This is a genomic window from Herbaspirillum frisingense GSF30 (genome assembly GCF_000300975.2).
GTDB lineage: Bacteria > Pseudomonadota > Gammaproteobacteria > Burkholderiales > Burkholderiaceae_D > Herbaspirillum > Herbaspirillum frisingense.
Map to the genome: position 1 here is coordinate 1 of NZ_AEEC02000044.1, position 15,651 is coordinate 15,651.

The following is a 15,651-nucleotide window of genomic DNA, read 5'->3' on the forward strand; positions in this document are numbered from 1 at the left end:
TCCCGCGCCTGTCGCTGCGGCACCGGCACCGGCACCCGCCTCCCCCGCACCGGCCGCCACGCCTGAAGCGCCCGCCGCCCCCCAGGCTCGTACCGTGGTGGTCGATACTCCGGTGCGTGCCGGCCAGCGCATCTATGCGCGTGGCGCCGACCTGGTGGTGCTGGCTGCGGTCAACAACGGTGCCGAACTGATCGCCGACGGCTGCATCCACGTCTACGCCCCCTTGCGCGGCCGGGCGCTGGCCGGTGCGTCGGGCAATACCGAGGCGCGCATCTTCGCCGCTTCACTGGAAGCGGAACTGGTTTCCATTGCCGGAGTCTATCGAACCTTCGAGAACGGTCACGCGCCGGAGCTCGCGGGCAAGCAGGTGCAGGTGCGCCTGCAGGGCGAACGCATCGACGTGCTGCCGATGTCGGCGTCGTGAGCCTCCGGTGACCATCATCATCTAAACGAATAATCGGGCCGGACCCCACCGGTGTACTGTTCTTCTTAAGGAGTTTTTCGTGGCAAAAATCATCGTTGTGACTTCGGGTAAGGGCGGCGTCGGCAAAACGACGTCCAGCGCCAGTTTCGCATCGGGCCTGGCCATGCGTGGCCACAAGACGGCCGTGATCGACTTCGACGTCGGTCTGCGCAACCTGGACCTGATCATGGGCTGCGAGCGCCGCGTGGTCTACGACCTGATCAACGTGATCAACAAGGAAGCCACGCTGAACCAGGCCCTGATCAAGGACAAGCACTGCGACAACCTGTTCATCCTGCCGGCCTCGCAGACCCGCGACAAGGACGCCCTGACCGAAGAAGGCGTGGAGCGCGTGCTGGGCGACCTGTCGAAGATGGACTTCGAATACATCATCTGCGATTCGCCGGCCGGCATCGAGCATGGCGCGGTGATGGCACTGACCTTCGCCGACGAGGCCATCGTGGTGTCCAACCCGGAAGTGTCGTCGGTGCGCGACTCGGACCGCATCCTGGGCATCATCCAGGCCAAGTCGCGTCGTGCCTCGGCCGGCGGCGAGCCGGTCAAGGAGCATCTGCTGATCACCCGCTATTCGCCCAAGCGCGTGGAAGACGGCGAGATGCTGTCCTATACCGACGTGCAGGAAATCCTGCGCATTCCCCTGATCGGCATCATTCCCGAGTCGGAAACCGTGCTGCAGGCCTCCAACCAGGGCTCCCCGGCGATCCACATGAAGGATTCCGACGTCGCCCAGGCCTACCAGGACGTGGTGTCGCGCTTCCTCGGCGAGACCGTCGAACTGCGTTTCACCACCTACGAAAAGCCGGGTCTGCTGCAGCGCATCTTCGGAGGTAAGTGACATGTCCCTGCTTTCTTTCCTGTTCCCCAGCAAGCCCAAGAGCGCGGTGGCGGCGAAGGAGCGGCTGCAGATCATCATCGCCCGCGAGCGCTCCAACGGCCGTCAGGGTCCGGACTTCCTGCCGGCCCTGCACAAGGAACTGATCGAGGTCATCTCCAAGTACACCAAGGTCAATGCCGACGACATCAAGATCTCGCTGGACCGCCAGGGCAACCTGGAAGTGCTGGACGTGAACGTGGTGCTGCCCGACAGCGACGTCCCGGCGGCCTGACGCGACGGTCGCCACCGATGCAAGGGCAGCCCTGGCTGCCCTTTCGTCCATCTGAGTCTCCTTGTCGATAACCTGCCCTTGTCCAGCCTGATGCCATGAAGATCGGGATCATCTCTTCCGACGCCGATACCGTCACGCTGGTGACGCAACTGGCCGAACGTCACGACGCCACCGTCTATCGTGGCGCCGATGGCTTTGCTGCGGCCTGCGACGATGGCGCGCAGCTGGTGGTGCTGGACCTGGATGACGTGCAACGGCATCTCCAGGCCATCACGACCCTGGTGCAACGCCATCGCCCACCGGCGGCCGCCAAGGCCAGGCCGGTATTGCTGCTGTTGTGCACACCGGCGCACCAGGCCTGGCTGCGCAGCCTGCTGCTGGCCGGTGCCGACGATTTCCTGGTCAAGCCGGTGCGACGCCAGGAACTGGCTTTGCGCCTGGACCTGCTGCTGCTGGCAGCGCAGCCCTATGAGGCGCCGCCCAGCATCGTCGAGGCCGGCGGTTTCATGGTCGACCTGGCGCGCCTGCGCGTAACCCATCCGGGGCTGCCGCATCTGGATGCCACGCTGACCCGCAAGGAAGCCGAACTGGCGCTGCTGTTCATGCAGCACCTGGGACGCCCGCTGTCGCGTGCCTTCCTGCAGGAGCGCATCTGGGGCGCCGAGCCGGAGACCCCGACCCGCACCATCGATACCCATGTCTCGCGCATCCGGACCAAGCTGGGGCTGCAACCGGCCAATGGCTACCAGCTGGCGACCGTCTATGGCTACGGTTATCAGCTGGAACGGCTGGAATAAGCTCCGGGGCCAGCCAGCTGGTCTGTTGTTTTTGTCGTTTCCAGTGAACGCCAAACCTGATCCATGTCACAGACATATACCGATTATCGGGGACCGTCCCAACCCGAAATGGCCCGAAGAGTATAATTATTCCCAAAACCGGGGCCGAAACTGTTCGAAATTGTCTGTTTCGGGACTCATAGATCGCACCATCCCAGCTCATCGGCACTGCTGCCGCGCACTCCATGCACTTGCTCGCTGTCGGACTCAACCACACTACCGCGCCTGTCTCGCTGCGCGAGAAAGTGGCCTTCCCCGCTGACCAGATCGGTCAGGCGGTGTCGTCCGCGCGTGCCTGGTTTGGCGGCAATGACAAGATCATCGCCAGCGGTGAAGCGGCCATCCTCTCCACCTGCAACCGCACCGAGCTGTATGCCGCGGCGGCGGCCGGGCGCGACGGGGTGGAGTTCGCCATCGACCGCACCGCGCAGTTCCTGGCCGATTACCATCACATCCCCTACGCCGACCTGCGCCCCTATCTGTATTCGCTGCCGCAGGACAATGCCGTGCGCCACGCCTTCCGCGTCGCTTCCGGCCTGGATTCGATGGTCCTGGGCGAGCCGCAGATCCTGGGCCAGATGAAGGATGCGGTGCGCCAGGCCGATGCCGCCGGGGGGCTTGGCACCTACCTGCACCAGCTGTTCCAGCGCACCTTTGCGGTGGCCAAGGAAGTGCGCACCACCACCGAGATCGGCGCCCATAGCGTGTCGATGGCGGCAGCGGCGGTGAGGCTGTCGCAGCGCATCTTCGATTCCATCTCGGGCCAGAACGTGCTCTTCATCGGCGCCGGCGAGATGATCGAACTGTGCGCCACCCACTTCGCTGCGCAGAATCCCAAGACCCTGACGGTGGCCAACCGCACCATGGAGCGCGGCGAAACCCTGGCCCACCGCTTCAACGGCCGTGCCATCCGCCTGGCCGACCTGCCGGCGCAGCTGGCCAGTTTCGACATCGTGGTGTCCTGTACCGCCTCGCAACTGCCCATCATCGGCCTGGGGCTGGTGGAACGGGCCGTCAAGGCGCGTCGGCACAAACCCATCTTCATGGTCGACCTGGCCGTGCCACGCGACATCGAAGCCGAAGTCGGCCGCCTGGATGACGTCTTCCTCTACACCGTGGACGACCTGGCTTCGGTCGTGCAAAGCGGTGTCGAAAACCGCCAGGCAGCGGTGGCGCAGGCCGAAGCCATCATCGAGACCCGCGTGCAGTCCTTCATGCACTGGATCGACAGCCGCGCCATGGTGCCGCTGATCCAGGACCTGCAGGAAACCGGTGAGGCCCTGCGCCTGGCCGAACTGGATCGCGCCCGTCGCATGCTGGCCAAGGGCGACGACGTGGAAGCCGTCCTGGAAGCCCTCTCCAAGGGCCTGACCGCGAAGTTCCTGCACGGCCCGCAACAGGCCCTGCACCATGCCCAGGGCGAACAGCGCAGCCAGCTGGCTTCGCTGCTGCCGCAACTGTTCCGCGCCAAGCGTTAGCGTTCCCCTCTCCCGCCGTCTGCATCCTTGCCTGATGCCGACGGCTGATCGTGCTGCCTTTCCCGGGCCGCCGATATCTCCTTCTTCCCCTGTTTTACGTTACCGGATTCGACACCCATGAAACCATCGATGCTCGCCAAACTCGACCAGCTTGCCGAACGGCTGGAAGAGCTCAACAGCCTGCTGGCCCAGGAAGATGCCACCGCCAACATGGACAACTTCCGCAAGATGACCCGCGAACACGCCGAACTGGGGCCGCTGGTGGCGCTGTATCACGACTACGTGCAAGCCGGTGACGACATCCGCACCGCCCAGGAACTGCTGTCGGACCCTGACATGAAGGCCTTCGCCCAGGAAGAGATCGACGGCGCCAAGGCACGCATGGAGGCGCTGGAACTGGACCTGCAGAAGATGCTGCTGCCGCGCGACCCCAATGACGAACGCAACATCTTCCTGGAAATCCGCGCCGGCACCGGTGGCGATGAATCGGCCCTGTTTGCCGGCGACCTGCTGCGCATGTACACGCGTTATGCCGAACGACAACGCTGGCAGGTGGAGATCGTCTCGTCCTCCGAATCGGAACTGGGCGGCTACAAGGAAGTGATTGCCCGCATCGTCGGCTTCGGCGCCTATTCGCGCCTGAAGTTCGAATCGGGCGGCCACCGCGTGCAGCGGGTGCCGGCCACCGAAACCCAGGGCCGCATCCACACGTCGGCCTGCACGGTGGCGGTGATGCCCGAGGCCGACGAGGTCGAGGATGTGGACATCAACCCGGCCGATATCCGCATCGATACCTACCGGGCCTCCGGCGCCGGCGGCCAGCACATCAACAAGACCGATTCGGCCGTGCGTATCACCCACCTGCCCACCGGCATCGTGGTGGAGTGCCAGGACGACCGCAGCCAGCACAAGAACAAGGCCCAGGCCATGAAGGTGCTGGCCGCGCGCATCAAGGACGTGCAACTGCGGGAACAGCAGTCCAAGGAGGCGGCCACCCGCAAGTCCCTGATCGGCTCGGGCGACCGCAGCGAGCGCATCCGCACCTACAATTTCCCGCAGGGGCGCATGACCGACCACCGCATCAATCTCACGCTCTACAAGCTGGACTTCATCATGGATGGCGACCTGGACGAACTGACCAATGCGCTCATCACCGAACACCAGGCCGAACTGCTGGCGCAGCTGGGGGATGACTGAGCTGTCACGGAACCAGGTTTTCCTGCACCGGTCTCAGGCTGACCATGCGGCCTGTTCGGGGGAACAGAGTGCAGGGTCCCCGGGATGTCTCTACAATCGCGTCATGGCCGGATTGCCGCAGCCATGAGAATCCCACCAACCAAGACAATTTCGAACAACAACCATGAAATCATCCAAACCGGTTTTCCTGCTGGTGGCGCTGGTGTGCGCCGGCCTGCTGGGCTTTGCCATGTATCTGCAGATCGTCGAGGAAATGCAGCCCTGCCCGCTGTGCGTGATCCAGCGCTACATGTTCGTGCTGGTGGGCATCTTTGCGCTGATCGGCGCCGGCCTGCCGGCCGGGGCGCGTCGCGGTAGCGCGGCACTGGGTCTGCTGGCCGCGCTGGGCGGCGCCGGCACGGCGATCTGGCATCTGTATGTGAAGGCGCATCCTGGCGTCTCCTGCACCACCGATCCGCTGGAAACGGCCCTGAACCAGCTGCCCACCGCCAAGCTGCTGCCGCAGATGTTCACCGCTGACGGTTTCTGCTCGGCCCCGTGGCCGCCGGTATTCGGACTGCAGATCCCGACCTGGTCGCTGATCTGGTTCGGCGTGCTGGCCGTGGTGCTGGCGGTCCAGGCCTTCAAGCGCGCGCCGCGCACCACCATCTGGAAATGATGGAACCGCTGTCCAGCTACGCCGGCTGCACGCTGGCCACCGTATTGAAGACGGCGCCGCTGGACCCGCTGGAAAACCGCATCCTGCTCTGCCATGCACTGCGTCTGACGCGGGTGCAACTGATCACGCAATCGGAACGGCGCCTGGACCAGGCCGAGTCCGATGCGCTCAAGGCCCTCTTCGCACGCCGTCTGCGGGGCGAGCCGATCGCCTACATCGTGGGTCTGCGCGAGTTCTATGGACTGGATTTCCGGGTGACGCCGGACGTGCTGATCCCGCGCCCGGATACCGAACTGCTGGTGGAGCTGGCCATGGAGCGCCTACCCACCGGCGGCGCCTTGCTGGACATGGGCACCGGGTCGGGCGCGATTGCCGTGGCCATCGCCCATAGCCGCCCCGATGCCGTGGTCACGGCGCTCGACGCCAGCGCGGCGGCATTGGCCATCGCACGCGAGAACGCCGCCGCCCACCAGGCCCGCGTAACCCTGCTGGAGAGCGACTGGTACGGCGCCCTGGCCAAGGACCAGCGTTTTGCCGTGATCGCCTCCAACCCGCCCTACATCGTCGAAGGTGACGTCCATCTGTCGCAAGGCGACCTGCGCTTCGAACCGGTGGATGCCCTCACCGACCACGGCGATGGCCTCTCCGACCTGCGCACCATCATCGATGGCGCCCCGGCACATCTGCTACCACAAGGCTGGCTGTTGCTGGAACACGGCTACGACCAGGCCGCCGCGGTGCGCGCCCTGCTGGCCGGTACCGGTTTTACGGACGTGCAAAGCTGGCGCGACCTGGCCGGCATCGAACGCGTCAGCGGCGGCCGCCTGGCCTGACGCGCTCCCTCCACACCCTCAGTTCACTCCACAGGGGCCGCTCAGGCCGCCTGCTTTCCTCCATCCGGCGGTGATTGTGGTGATTGCGGTGCTTGCGACGGCCCCTGGCCCAGTTGAGCCAGCAATGAAGCCTCCTTCAGTTTTGCATCCTGCAAGTGACGTTCCTTGACATGCCCATAGCCCCGAATCCCTTCCGGGACGCGGGCCACGGCAATGACCTGCTCCAGATTGGCCGGTGTCAGTCGTGACAAAAGGCGCGTCATGGTGTCGCGATAGGCGCCGATCAGGGCGCGTTCCTGCCTGCGTTCCTCGGTATAGCCGAAGGGATCGAAGGCCGTGCCGCGCAGGAAGCGCAAGCGGGCCAGCACGTCAAAGGCCGGCATCATCCAGCTGCCGAAGGCCTGCTTGCGCAGGTGGCCCTTTTCGTCGCGGCGAGCCAGCAGTGGCGGCGCCAGGTGGAAGCGCAGCTTGTAGTCGCCCTCGAACATGCCGGCGATCTTGGCGCGGAAGGCCGGATCGCTGTGCAGGCGCGCGACCTCGTATTCATCCTTGTAGGCCATCAGCTTGAAGAGGTAGTTCGCCACTGCCCGGCTCAGCTTGAGGCCGCGACCGGCCTCGCCCAGCGCACTCTCACGCTGGCGCACCTGCTCGACGAAATCACGATAGCTGCGGGCATAGGCGGCGTTCTGGTAATCGGTCAGGAAGGCCACGCGACGCTCCACCAATTCATCCAGCGATGGCGTCCGCTTGAAATCGATCACTTGCGCACTCGTGCCGTTACGGCCGGCCGCATTGAGGACGAACTCGACGTCATGCGCCGCCACCCGGCCCCAGGCGAAGGCTTGCTTGTTGAAGTCCACCTGCAGGGCATTGAGCTCGATGGCGCGCAACAGGGCCGCCTCAGACAAGGGGACCCAGCCCTTTTGCCAGGCATAGCCCAGCATGAACATATTGGTCGCGATGGCGTCCCCCATCAGGGCGGTAGCGATCCGGCCGGCATCGACCAGCGACAGGTTGTCGCGCCCGCAGGCCTGGGCGATCTCGCCCTCGCTGGAGGCGGTGGGGAATTGCCAGTCGGGATTGCGCACGAAGGCTGCCGTCGGCATCTGCGTGGAATTGACGGCGGCATGGGTACGCCCCTCTCCCATGCGTGACAGGGCGTCACGGCCTGCCGTGACGATCACATCGCATCCAATGACCAGATCCGCCATGCCGGTACCGACACGGGTGGAATGGATATGCGTCGCATCCTCGGCCACGCGCACGTGCGACATCACCGGCCCGCCCTTCTGTGCCAGGCCGCTCATGTCCAGCACCGAGCAGGCGCGTCCTTCCACGTGCGCGGCCATAGCGATGATCTGGCCGATGGTGATCACGCCGGTGCCACCGACGCCGGTGACCAGAATGCCGTAGGGCTGGGCCAGCCCCGGCAGCACGGGCTGCGGCAGCGCCGGCAAGCTCGGACCGGCGGCGGCCTTGGCACGGGCGGGCTTCTTCAACTGCCCGCCTTCCACCGTCACGAAGCTGGGGCAGAAGCCGTTGACGCAGGAATAATCCTTGTTGCAGGACGACTGGTTGATCTGGCGCTTGCGGCCGAACTCGGTTTCCAGCGGCTCCACCGAGAGACAGTTTGACTGCACGCTGCAATCGCCGCAGCCTTCGCACACGGCTTCGTTGATGACGGCGCGCTTGGCCGGGTCCGGGTAGGCATTGCGTTTGCGACGACGACGCTTTTCCGAGGCGCAGGTCTGGTCGTAGATCATGGCCGATACACCCGGCTTCTCACGCAGCTCGCGCTGGACCGCATCGAGTTCGCTGCGATGGCGGATGGTGACGCCCTCGGCCCAGCGGGTGTCGGCCGGATACTTGTCCGGTTCATCGGTGACAACGATGATCGGCCCCACGTTCTCGGCGGCCAGCTGGCGCGAGATCATGGCCGGATCGAGCGGGCCATCGAACTCCTGACCGCCGGTCATGGCGACCGCGTCGTTATAGAGGATCTTGTAGGTGATATTGACCTTGGCGGCGACCGAGGCCCGTACTGCCAGCAGACCGGAGTGGAAGTAGGTGCCATCGCCCAGATTGGCGAACACGTGCTTCTCGCTGGTGAAGGGCGCCTGCCCGACCCAGGTCACGCCCTCCCCGCCCATGTGGGTGAAGAGATTGGTTTCACGGTCCATCCAGGTCACCATGTAGTGGCAACCGATACCGGCCAGGCCACGGCTGCCATCGGGCAGTTTGGTGGAGGTATTGTGCGGACAACCTGAACAGAAATGCGGGATGCGGTCCTTGTCGGGATCGGGCTTGCTGCTGATGTTGAGTGCGGCTTCCTTGGCTTCCAGATAGGCCACGCGGGTGCGCACGCGCTGCTCCACCGGATGGCCGGCAAAGTAGCGCGAGATGCGGGTGGCGATGGCGCGCGCGATCTGCGCCGGGTTCAGTTCATAGGTGGCCGGCAGCAGCCAGTTGCCATGGCCTTCACGCTGCGATCCACTCCATTCGCCGGTGTCGTCGAACTTGCCGACCACGCGCGGGCGCACATCGTCGCGCCAGTTGTAGAGCTCTTCCTTCAACTGGTATTCGAGGATCTGGCGCTTCTCTTCCACCACCAGGATTTCATCCAGCCCCTGGGCGAATTCGCGCACGCCTTCGGCTTCCAGCGGCCAGGTCATGCCGACCTTGTAGAGGCGGATACCGATGTCGGCGGCGACCTGTTCGTCGATGCCCAGGTCTTCCAGGGCCTGGCGTGTATCGAGATAGGACTTGCCGGCAGTGATGATGCCGATGCGCGCACGCGGGCTGTCCCAGATGATGCGGTTGAGCTTGTTCACGCGGGCGTAGGCCAACGCGGCGTACCACTTGTAGTTGATCATCCGCGCTTCCTGGCCCAGCACGGTGTCGGGCTGGCGGATGTTGAGGCCATCAGGTGGCAGTGCGAAGTCTTCCGGCAGCTGGATCTTGACGCGATCGGGATCGATCATCACCGACATCCCGGACTCCACCAGGTCGGTCACGCACTTCATGGCCACCCACAAGCCGGTATAGCGGCTCATGGCCCAGCCATGCAGGCCGTAATCGAGGTATTCCTGCACCGAGGACGGATAGAGCACCGGGATGCCGCAGGCCTTGAGGATGTGTTCGCTCTGGTGCGCAGCGGTGGAGGACTTGGCGGCATGGTCGTCGCCGGCGATCACCAGCACGCCGCCATGCCTGGACGTGCCGGCCATGTTGGCATGCTTGAACACGTCGCCACAGCGGTCCACGCCCGGCCCCTTGCCGTACCACAGCGAGAAGACGCCATCGTATTGCGCGTCCTTGAAGAGATTGACCTGCTGCGTGCCCCACACGCTGGTGGCAGCCAGGTCCTCGTTCATGCCTGGGTGGAAGCGGACCTGTTTCGCTTCGAGGTATTTGCGGGCCTTCTCGGCGGTCTGGTCCACCGCGCCCAGGGGCGAGCCGCGATAGCCGGTGATGAAGCCGGCGGTATTGAGCCCGGCGCGTTCATCGTATTGCCGCTGCAGCATCGGCAGGCGCACCAGCGCCTGGATGCCGGTCATGAAGACGCGGCCGCGCTCCAGCGCATATTTGTCGTCCAGGGATACATCGTCCAGCAGCAGGCGTTGCCCGGCGGGTAGGGGTGCGTTCATGTGGTCTCCGTGCCAAAAATCTTGTTTTTGCCTGCACATGCTCCCGGCAGCAGAATCGGCAGCAGAATCAGAATCTCGAAATCCGTCGCGCTGTCGGGAAAAGGGAACACCTCGGCCTTGTGGGCCGGGTTTTCTTAATGTTGTGGTATCAAGTTAGCACAAGGGTGATCGCCCCGCTACGCACGCTGCAGCAGGGTTTCCGGGCTTTTTTGACATACCGGAAACACTTTCCGCAGGTCCTGCGGCAATCCCGGTGATAGGGAGGAGAAAATGCCGGAAAGGTGAAAACAACAATATTTCCGGCTGAAAAAAAATGGGCGACAAGTTCAGTTGTTACAAGCAAGACGTGAATGTAACAACCAGTAAAAGCCATTGGACGAGGTTCTGCGCTGACGTTTAATAGACCTCACTTGAACAGCGATTGATTGGTTATCCGTTACTGTGCAAGGTTCCTCCCCTCTAGTGTTGAAAGCACCACTAGCTCGCGGATCCGGCCCCCCCTGCCGGGTCCGCTTTTTTTATGTCTGCAGGGTTGGTCAGGGCTGGTCGAAGGGTCGTGGAGGCGGCGTCTTTCCAGTCGAAGGTGGCAACAATGGCAGGCTCACGCGCGGCTGCTCGCCGGTCAGGGTCTTGAGGAAAGCGACGACCTTGGCGTTTTCATCGGCACTGAACTGCCGACCCAGCTGCAGGCGCGCCATGGTATCGACGGCTTCGGTCAAGGTGGCGGCAGCGCCGTCATGGAAGTAGGGATAGCTCAGCTCGACGTTGCGCAAGGTCGGCACCTTGAAGTGGTGACGGTCTTCTTCCCTGCCGGTGACATCGGCGCGACCCAGGGCCGGATTGCTGGTCAGGTAGGGAGCGACCAGGCCCATCTTCTGGAAGGAATTGCCGCCCACCGCAGGACCGTTGTGACAAGCCACGCAGCCGGCCGACTTGAACAGCTTGTAGCCGTCCAGCTCGTTCCTGGTGAGCGCCTTGCGGTCGCCCTTGAGCCATTTGTCGAAACGCGAATTGGGCGTGACCAGGGTTTCTTCGAAGGCGGCAATGGCCTGCGTCACTTCATCGATACCCAGACGGCCGTGACCGAAAGCCTGCCTGAAGGCAGCCACGTAACCCGGAATGGACTGCAGCACGTCCACCGCCAGGGCATGCGAGAAGGCCATCTCCTTGGGGTTGGCAATGGGGCCAGCGGCCTGGGCCTTGAGATCGGCGGCACGTCCGTCCCAGAACTGCGCGGCATTGAACCTGGCATTGAGCACCGTGGGCGAATTGATCGGTCCCTGTTGCCACTGGTGGCCGATGGAGGTCTTCAGGTTGTCCGTCCCACCCATCGACAGGTTGTGACAGGAGTTGCAGGAGATGGCGCCGGAGCGCGAAATGCGGGGATCGAAGAACAGCTGCTTGCCCAGTTCGACCATGGCGCGATTGCTCACGCGGGCGGGCTGGATGGGCGTGATCGGCTCTTTCCCGGTGGTGGTGGTGGCAGTGGCGGTGGGGGCCGCGTGGGCGGGCGGTACCAGCAAGGTGCTGGCGGCCAGCAGCAGGGTGGACAGGATGGGCTTGAAGGGCATGGCTGACTCCTTGGTGATGGACAATGAAGCCGATCATTGTCTGTAGCCAAGGCGCCCCTTTCTTGACCTGCATCATCTCCCCGTGAAGGGTCAGCAAGCTGACCGGCGACCTCGAAGTTCTTCTGTGGTTTTCAACGAGGCCGCCTGCCGATGTCTTCAGGTTTCAGCGATTCGGTGGCAGGTTGGTCTCGCCCGGCAGCAGGCTGTGGGCGGACAACGCTTCCTGTTGCTTCAGTCGCTCGTAGATGGGCGTGAAATCGGGCGCGGTGTCGTTGAACAGTTGCTCGAAATCGCGGATGACGAAATAGGTTTCCTGGTAGGTATCGATCTTGTAGAGCGTGCGCATGATGCGCTCTACGTCGAAAGGCACGCGGCGTGGCTGCTCGCTGGAGAGGCAATATTCCACCTCGCCGCCGGAAGACAGGATGCCGGCGCCGTAGATGCGCAAACCCTGTTCGCTCTGGATCAGGCCGAACTCGATGGTGTACCAGTACAGGCGCGCCAGGTAGGCCAGGCCGTCGAGCTTGAGCGCCTTCAGGCCGCCCTTGCCGTATTCCTGCAGGTGATTGGCGAAGACCGGATTGAACAGCAGCGGTACGTGACCGAAGAAGTCGTGGAACACGTCGGGCTCGACGATGTAGTCGAATTCGTGTTCTTCGCGCAGCCAGACCGTGACCGGGAAGCGGCGGTTGGCCAGATGCTCGAAGAAGGTGTGGTCCGGTACCAGGCCCGGCACGGCCACCAGCTGCCAGCCGGTGGCCTTGAAGAGTGCTTCGGTGGTCTGGTCGAAGCGCGGGATGCCTTGCGAAACGTCCAGAGCCTTCAGGCTGTCGATGAAGACGTCGCAGGCACGCCCCGGGATCAGGCGCGCCTGGCGTTCATACAGGCGCCGCCACAGTGCGTGCTGGGCCGGCGTGTAGGCTTCCCAGTTCTGGGCCACGACGTAGTTGGCGTCGGCCTGGCTGTAGTCGCCGCGCAAGGCGCCGCTATCGGACTTGGTGGCGACGGTGGCAAAGAAATCGTCAGTGTTGGGATTGGTGCTCATGGCATACCCGTTATCAAAGTGAGGCGCATATTATGCGCCCCCTTGCCGGGATGGTCATGCCTGGCGGTGCGGGAGTGACTCTATGCGCCCGGTGGGGGCGGCGTCCGGTCCTTCTTGTCGTTGCCGATGCCGGTCACGCGGGCGCCCCATTTGAGCAGGGCCTTGAAGTTGGCCTTGACGATGTAGTCGAGCATGGCGACCTGTTCTTCCACGGCCTCCTGGAACACCGTGGCCGAATTGGCGGGCTTGATCTTGAGGTAGGCATCGGCTTCGCCGTAATCACGATGGATTTCCATGCCGGCCTTCTTGGCGATGTGCATCATCACCTTGTTGGAAGAGAGGCAATGCATATACAGCGTATCGACGTCGGCATTGCGGCAGCGCATGGAGGCCCGCATGAACAGGCGCGTTCCCACGCCCAGCCCACGTGCGGCGGCCGTGACGGAGACCCCGAACTCGGCCACCACCGGCTTGATGGTGGCGCCGCTGATGCGCGTGCTTTCCTTGGGCGCGAAAGCCAGGTGACCCACCCCCAGCAGGCGCAGGCGCCGGTCGTAGACGCCGAAGACGGTATCGCGTTCGAAGTTGATGCCTTCGACGTAGCGCGTCACCATCTCGTCGGAGAGTTTGGAGCCGAAGCGCAGCAGGCGATCCTTTTCTTCCAGCGCCAGGAAGTGGCGCAACAGGTGACGCCGCGAGCGGGGTGACAATTCCTTGACGAAGACATGCGGCTTCTCATGCCGCTCACCAGCGGCCGCAGAGGCGCCGCGCAGTCGTTGCATCCAGCGGGTGAAGGGGTTGCTCATGGTCGGCCTCTGCTTCAGTGCTGCACCGGCCGGTGCTGCGCGACGAAGGCCTCGACCTGGGCGGTACGGGCTGCCAGGATGGCCTCGGGGATGCGTTGCGGCTGCGTCTGCTGGCCTGCAATGGCGCCGGCATCGATCTGTTGCGCGGCCTGCAGCGCGCCCTCCAGATAGGGCGCCTGCGGGAAGGGCTGCAGCTCCAGGCCGGTGCGGCCGCGATGATCACACTCGGCGGCGCGCAGCATGTCGATGAAGCGCTGCGGCTTGCGGAAGGCGTCGCAACGGGCGAAGAACCTGACCAGCGTATCGGGACGCATCTCGAAGGCGCGGCCGACGTTGCCGTGCTCGCGGGCCGTCATCAGCGCCAGGTCGCGGCATTCACCGGGTACCTTCAGGCGGGCGCAGACCTGCTCGGCCAGGCGCTCGCTGCGTGCCTCATGACCGTGATGGCGTGGCCACATCTCGGGCGGCGTGCTGCCCTTGCCGAGGTCGTGCAACAGCGCGGCGAAGCGGATGGGCAAGGAAAAGCCCTGTGCCGCTGCCCAGTCCACCACCAGCATGACATGCACGCCGGTATCGATCTCGGGGTGCCATTTTTCGGGTTGCGGCACGCCCCACAGCGCGGCCAGTTCGGGCAGGATGCGCTGCAATGCGCCGCAGCCACGCAGTACCTCGAACATGCGCGAAGGCTTGCGCTCCATCAGGCCACGTGCAAGCTCCTGCCATACACGTTCAGGCACCAGGGCATCGACTTCACCCTCTTCGACCATGCGCTGCATGAGCGCCTGGGTCTCGGGGGCCACGCTGAAATCGGCGAAGCGCGCCGCAAAGCGCGCCAGCCGCAGGATGCGTACCGGGTCCTCGATGAAGGCATCGGAGACATGGCGGAACACGCGGCGCTCGATATCGGCACGGCCCTGATAGGGATCGACCAGGGTGCCATCCTCGTCCTGGGCGATGGCGTTGATGGTCAGGTCGCGGCGCGCCAGGTCTTCTTCCAGCGTGACGTCGGGCGCGGCATGAAAGGCGAAGCCCTTGTAGCCGGGCGCGGTCTTGCGCTCGGTGCGGGCCAGGGCGTATTCCTCCTGGGTGTCGGGATGCAGGAACACCGGAAAATCCTTGCCCACCGGACGAAACCCCCGCTCCAGCAACTGCTGCGGGGTGGCGCCGACCACCACGTGGTCGCGGTCCTTCACCGGCAGGCCCAGCAAGCCGTCGCGCACTGCGCCGCCGACGGTGTAGATCTTCATCTTGCTTGCCTCACTTGTGATCGGGAAGGACTTCCTTCTCGGCCAGCGCCTCGGCGATCCAGCGTGCCACCGCCGGATGCGCGCACACGCGGTCGGCGTAGGCTTGCAGGGCCGGGGCCAGCGGCACCTGGTAGCTGATGAAGCGCATCACCACGGGCGCGTAGAAGGCGTCGGCAATCGAGAAATCGCCGAACAGGAAATCGTGATGGCCGAACTGCGACAGGCATTCTTCCCAGATTTCGCAGACGCGGCCGATATCGGCCTGCGCCTCGGGGGTACGGCCCTGGCCGGGGTAACGACCGCGGATGTCCATGCTCATGGCGCTGCGCAGGCCGGTGAAGCCGGAGTGCATCTCGGCGCAGATGCTGCGGGCGATGGCGCGGGCGTCGGTGCGTGCCGGCCACAGGCCACGGTCGGGGAACTGTTCGGCCAGGTATTCGCAGATGGACAGCGAATCCCAGATCGCGATGTCGCCATCCAGCAGCACCGGCACGCGGCCGGAGCCGGTGTAGCGGGCGATGTCGGCGGCGGTATCGGGCTGGTCCAGCAGCACGCGCACTTCCTTGAAGGGGATGTCGAAGGCGACCATGGCCACCCACGGCCGCATCGACCAGGACGAGTAGTTCTTGTTGGCGATCACCAGCGTGGGCATGTGGCGGCCGGCTTTTTGCAGCGTCTCGGACAGTACCGGATCAAGTTCAGTGTCTTGCATGGGGGCTCGTTTCTTGAAGGTCAAAAGCGCG

14 protein-coding genes are annotated in these 15,651 nt (G+C 64.3%); 8 read left to right on the forward strand and 6 right to left on the reverse strand.

Annotated features, from left to right (window positions below):
• The 8 genes from minC to prmC form a co-directional block, all read left to right on the forward strand.
• Positions 1–424 (forward strand): septum site-determining protein MinC (gene minC, locus HFRIS_RS21565; protein ID WP_006465129.1); only part of this gene is annotated, 424 nt, incomplete at its 5' end.
• Between the two features lie 79 nt (positions 425–503).
• Complete coding sequence (minD, locus tag HFRIS_RS21570) at positions 504–1,319, forward strand: septum site-determining protein MinD (protein WP_006465130.1); 816 nt, start codon at positions 504–506, stop codon at positions 1,317–1,319.
• A gap of 1 nt (position 1,320) precedes the next feature.
• The gene (gene minE / locus HFRIS_RS21575) at positions 1,321–1,590 is read left to right on the forward strand and encodes a cell division topological specificity factor MinE (RefSeq protein ID WP_006465131.1); all 270 of its coding nucleotides are present in this window, start codon (positions 1,321–1,323) and stop codon (positions 1,588–1,590) included.
• Between the two features lie 95 nt (positions 1,591–1,685).
• A complete protein-coding gene (locus HFRIS_RS21580; RefSeq protein ID WP_006465132.1) occupies positions 1,686–2,387 on the forward strand; it encodes a response regulator transcription factor in 702 nt (233 codons plus the stop codon).
• 224 nt (positions 2,388–2,611) lie between these two features.
• The gene (gene hemA / locus HFRIS_RS21585) at positions 2,612–3,904 is read left to right on the forward strand and encodes a glutamyl-tRNA reductase (RefSeq protein ID WP_006465133.1); all 1,293 of its coding nucleotides are present in this window, start codon (positions 2,612–2,614) and stop codon (positions 3,902–3,904) included.
• Positions 3,905–4,021: 117 nt separating this feature from the next.
• Complete coding sequence (prfA, locus tag HFRIS_RS21590; RefSeq protein ID WP_006465134.1) at positions 4,022–5,101, forward strand: peptide chain release factor 1; 1,080 nt, start codon at positions 4,022–4,024, stop codon at positions 5,099–5,101.
• Between the two features lie 163 nt (positions 5,102–5,264).
• Positions 5,265–5,759, forward strand: a complete 495-nt coding sequence (locus HFRIS_RS21595) for a disulfide bond formation protein B (RefSeq protein WP_006465135.1) — start codon at positions 5,265–5,267, stop codon at positions 5,757–5,759.
• Positions 5,759–6,592, forward strand: coding sequence for a peptide chain release factor N(5)-glutamine methyltransferase (gene prmC, locus HFRIS_RS21600; protein WP_006465136.1), 834 nt, complete (start codon positions 5,759–5,761; stop codon positions 6,590–6,592). Before HFRIS_RS21595 ends, prmC begins: the two co-directional genes overlap by 1 nt.
• A gap of 41 nt (positions 6,593–6,633) precedes the next feature.
• Here the strand turns inward: prmC and HFRIS_RS21605 are convergent, their stop codons facing one another.
• From HFRIS_RS21605 to HFRIS_RS21630, 6 genes are all read right to left on the reverse strand, one after another.
• Positions 6,634–10,239 (reverse strand): indolepyruvate ferredoxin oxidoreductase family protein, encoded by a 3,606-nt coding sequence (locus HFRIS_RS21605; protein ID WP_006465137.1) that lies wholly within the window; start codon positions 10,237–10,239, stop codon positions 6,634–6,636.
• Positions 10,240–10,775: 536 nt separating this feature from the next.
• Positions 10,776–11,810, reverse strand: a complete 1,035-nt coding sequence (locus tag HFRIS_RS21610) for a cytochrome-c peroxidase (RefSeq protein WP_006465138.1) — start codon at positions 11,808–11,810, stop codon at positions 10,776–10,778.
• Positions 11,811–11,973: 163 nt separating this feature from the next.
• Positions 11,974–12,855: a phenylalanine 4-monooxygenase gene (gene phhA / locus HFRIS_RS21615; protein ID WP_006465139.1), complete on the reverse strand. Its 882-nt coding sequence runs from the start codon at positions 12,853–12,855 to the stop codon at positions 11,974–11,976.
• A gap of 80 nt (positions 12,856–12,935) precedes the next feature.
• Positions 12,936–13,661, reverse strand: coding sequence for a GNAT family N-acetyltransferase (locus HFRIS_RS21620; protein WP_006465140.1), 726 nt, complete (start codon positions 13,659–13,661; stop codon positions 12,936–12,938).
• 14 nt (positions 13,662–13,675) lie between these two features.
• Positions 13,676–14,908: a multifunctional CCA addition/repair protein gene (locus tag HFRIS_RS21625; protein ID WP_006465141.1), complete on the reverse strand. Its 1,233-nt coding sequence runs from the start codon at positions 14,906–14,908 to the stop codon at positions 13,676–13,678.
• Between the two features lie 10 nt (positions 14,909–14,918).
• Entirely contained in the window at positions 14,919–15,620 is a 702-nt protein-coding gene (locus tag HFRIS_RS21630; protein ID WP_006465142.1) for a glutathione S-transferase family protein, read from the reverse strand.
• Between the last annotated feature and the right edge of the window lie 31 nt (positions 15,621–15,651).

Coding starts and splice junctions, on each gene's coding strand:
- hemA (WP_006465133.1), top strand. CDS start 2,612: ATGCACTTGCTCGCTGTCGGACTCAACCACACTACCGCGCCTGTCTCG.
- HFRIS_RS21605 (WP_006465137.1), bottom strand. CDS start 10,239: ATGAACGCACCCCTACCCGCCGGGCAACGCCTGCTGCTGGACGATGTA.
- prfA (WP_006465134.1), top strand. CDS start 4,022: ATGAAACCATCGATGCTCGCCAAACTCGACCAGCTTGCCGAACGGCTG.
- phhA (WP_006465139.1), bottom strand. CDS start 12,855: ATGAGCACCAATCCCAACACTGACGATTTCTTTGCCACCGTCGCCACC.
- HFRIS_RS21630 (WP_006465142.1), bottom strand. CDS start 15,620: ATGCAAGACACTGAACTTGATCCGGTACTGTCCGAGACGCTGCAAAAA.
- HFRIS_RS21580 (WP_006465132.1), top strand. CDS start 1,686: ATGAAGATCGGGATCATCTCTTCCGACGCCGATACCGTCACGCTGGTG.
- HFRIS_RS21625 (WP_006465141.1), bottom strand. CDS start 14,908: ATGAAGATCTACACCGTCGGCGGCGCAGTGCGCGACGGCTTGCTGGGC.
- HFRIS_RS21620 (WP_006465140.1), bottom strand. CDS start 13,661: ATGAGCAACCCCTTCACCCGCTGGATGCAACGACTGCGCGGCGCCTCT.
- prmC (WP_006465136.1), top strand. CDS start 5,759: ATGGAACCGCTGTCCAGCTACGCCGGCTGCACGCTGGCCACCGTATTG.
- HFRIS_RS21595 (WP_006465135.1), top strand. CDS start 5,265: ATGAAATCATCCAAACCGGTTTTCCTGCTGGTGGCGCTGGTGTGCGCC.
- minE (WP_006465131.1), top strand. CDS start 1,321: ATGTCCCTGCTTTCTTTCCTGTTCCCCAGCAAGCCCAAGAGCGCGGTG.
- HFRIS_RS21610 (WP_006465138.1), bottom strand. CDS start 11,810: ATGCCCTTCAAGCCCATCCTGTCCACCCTGCTGCTGGCCGCCAGCACC.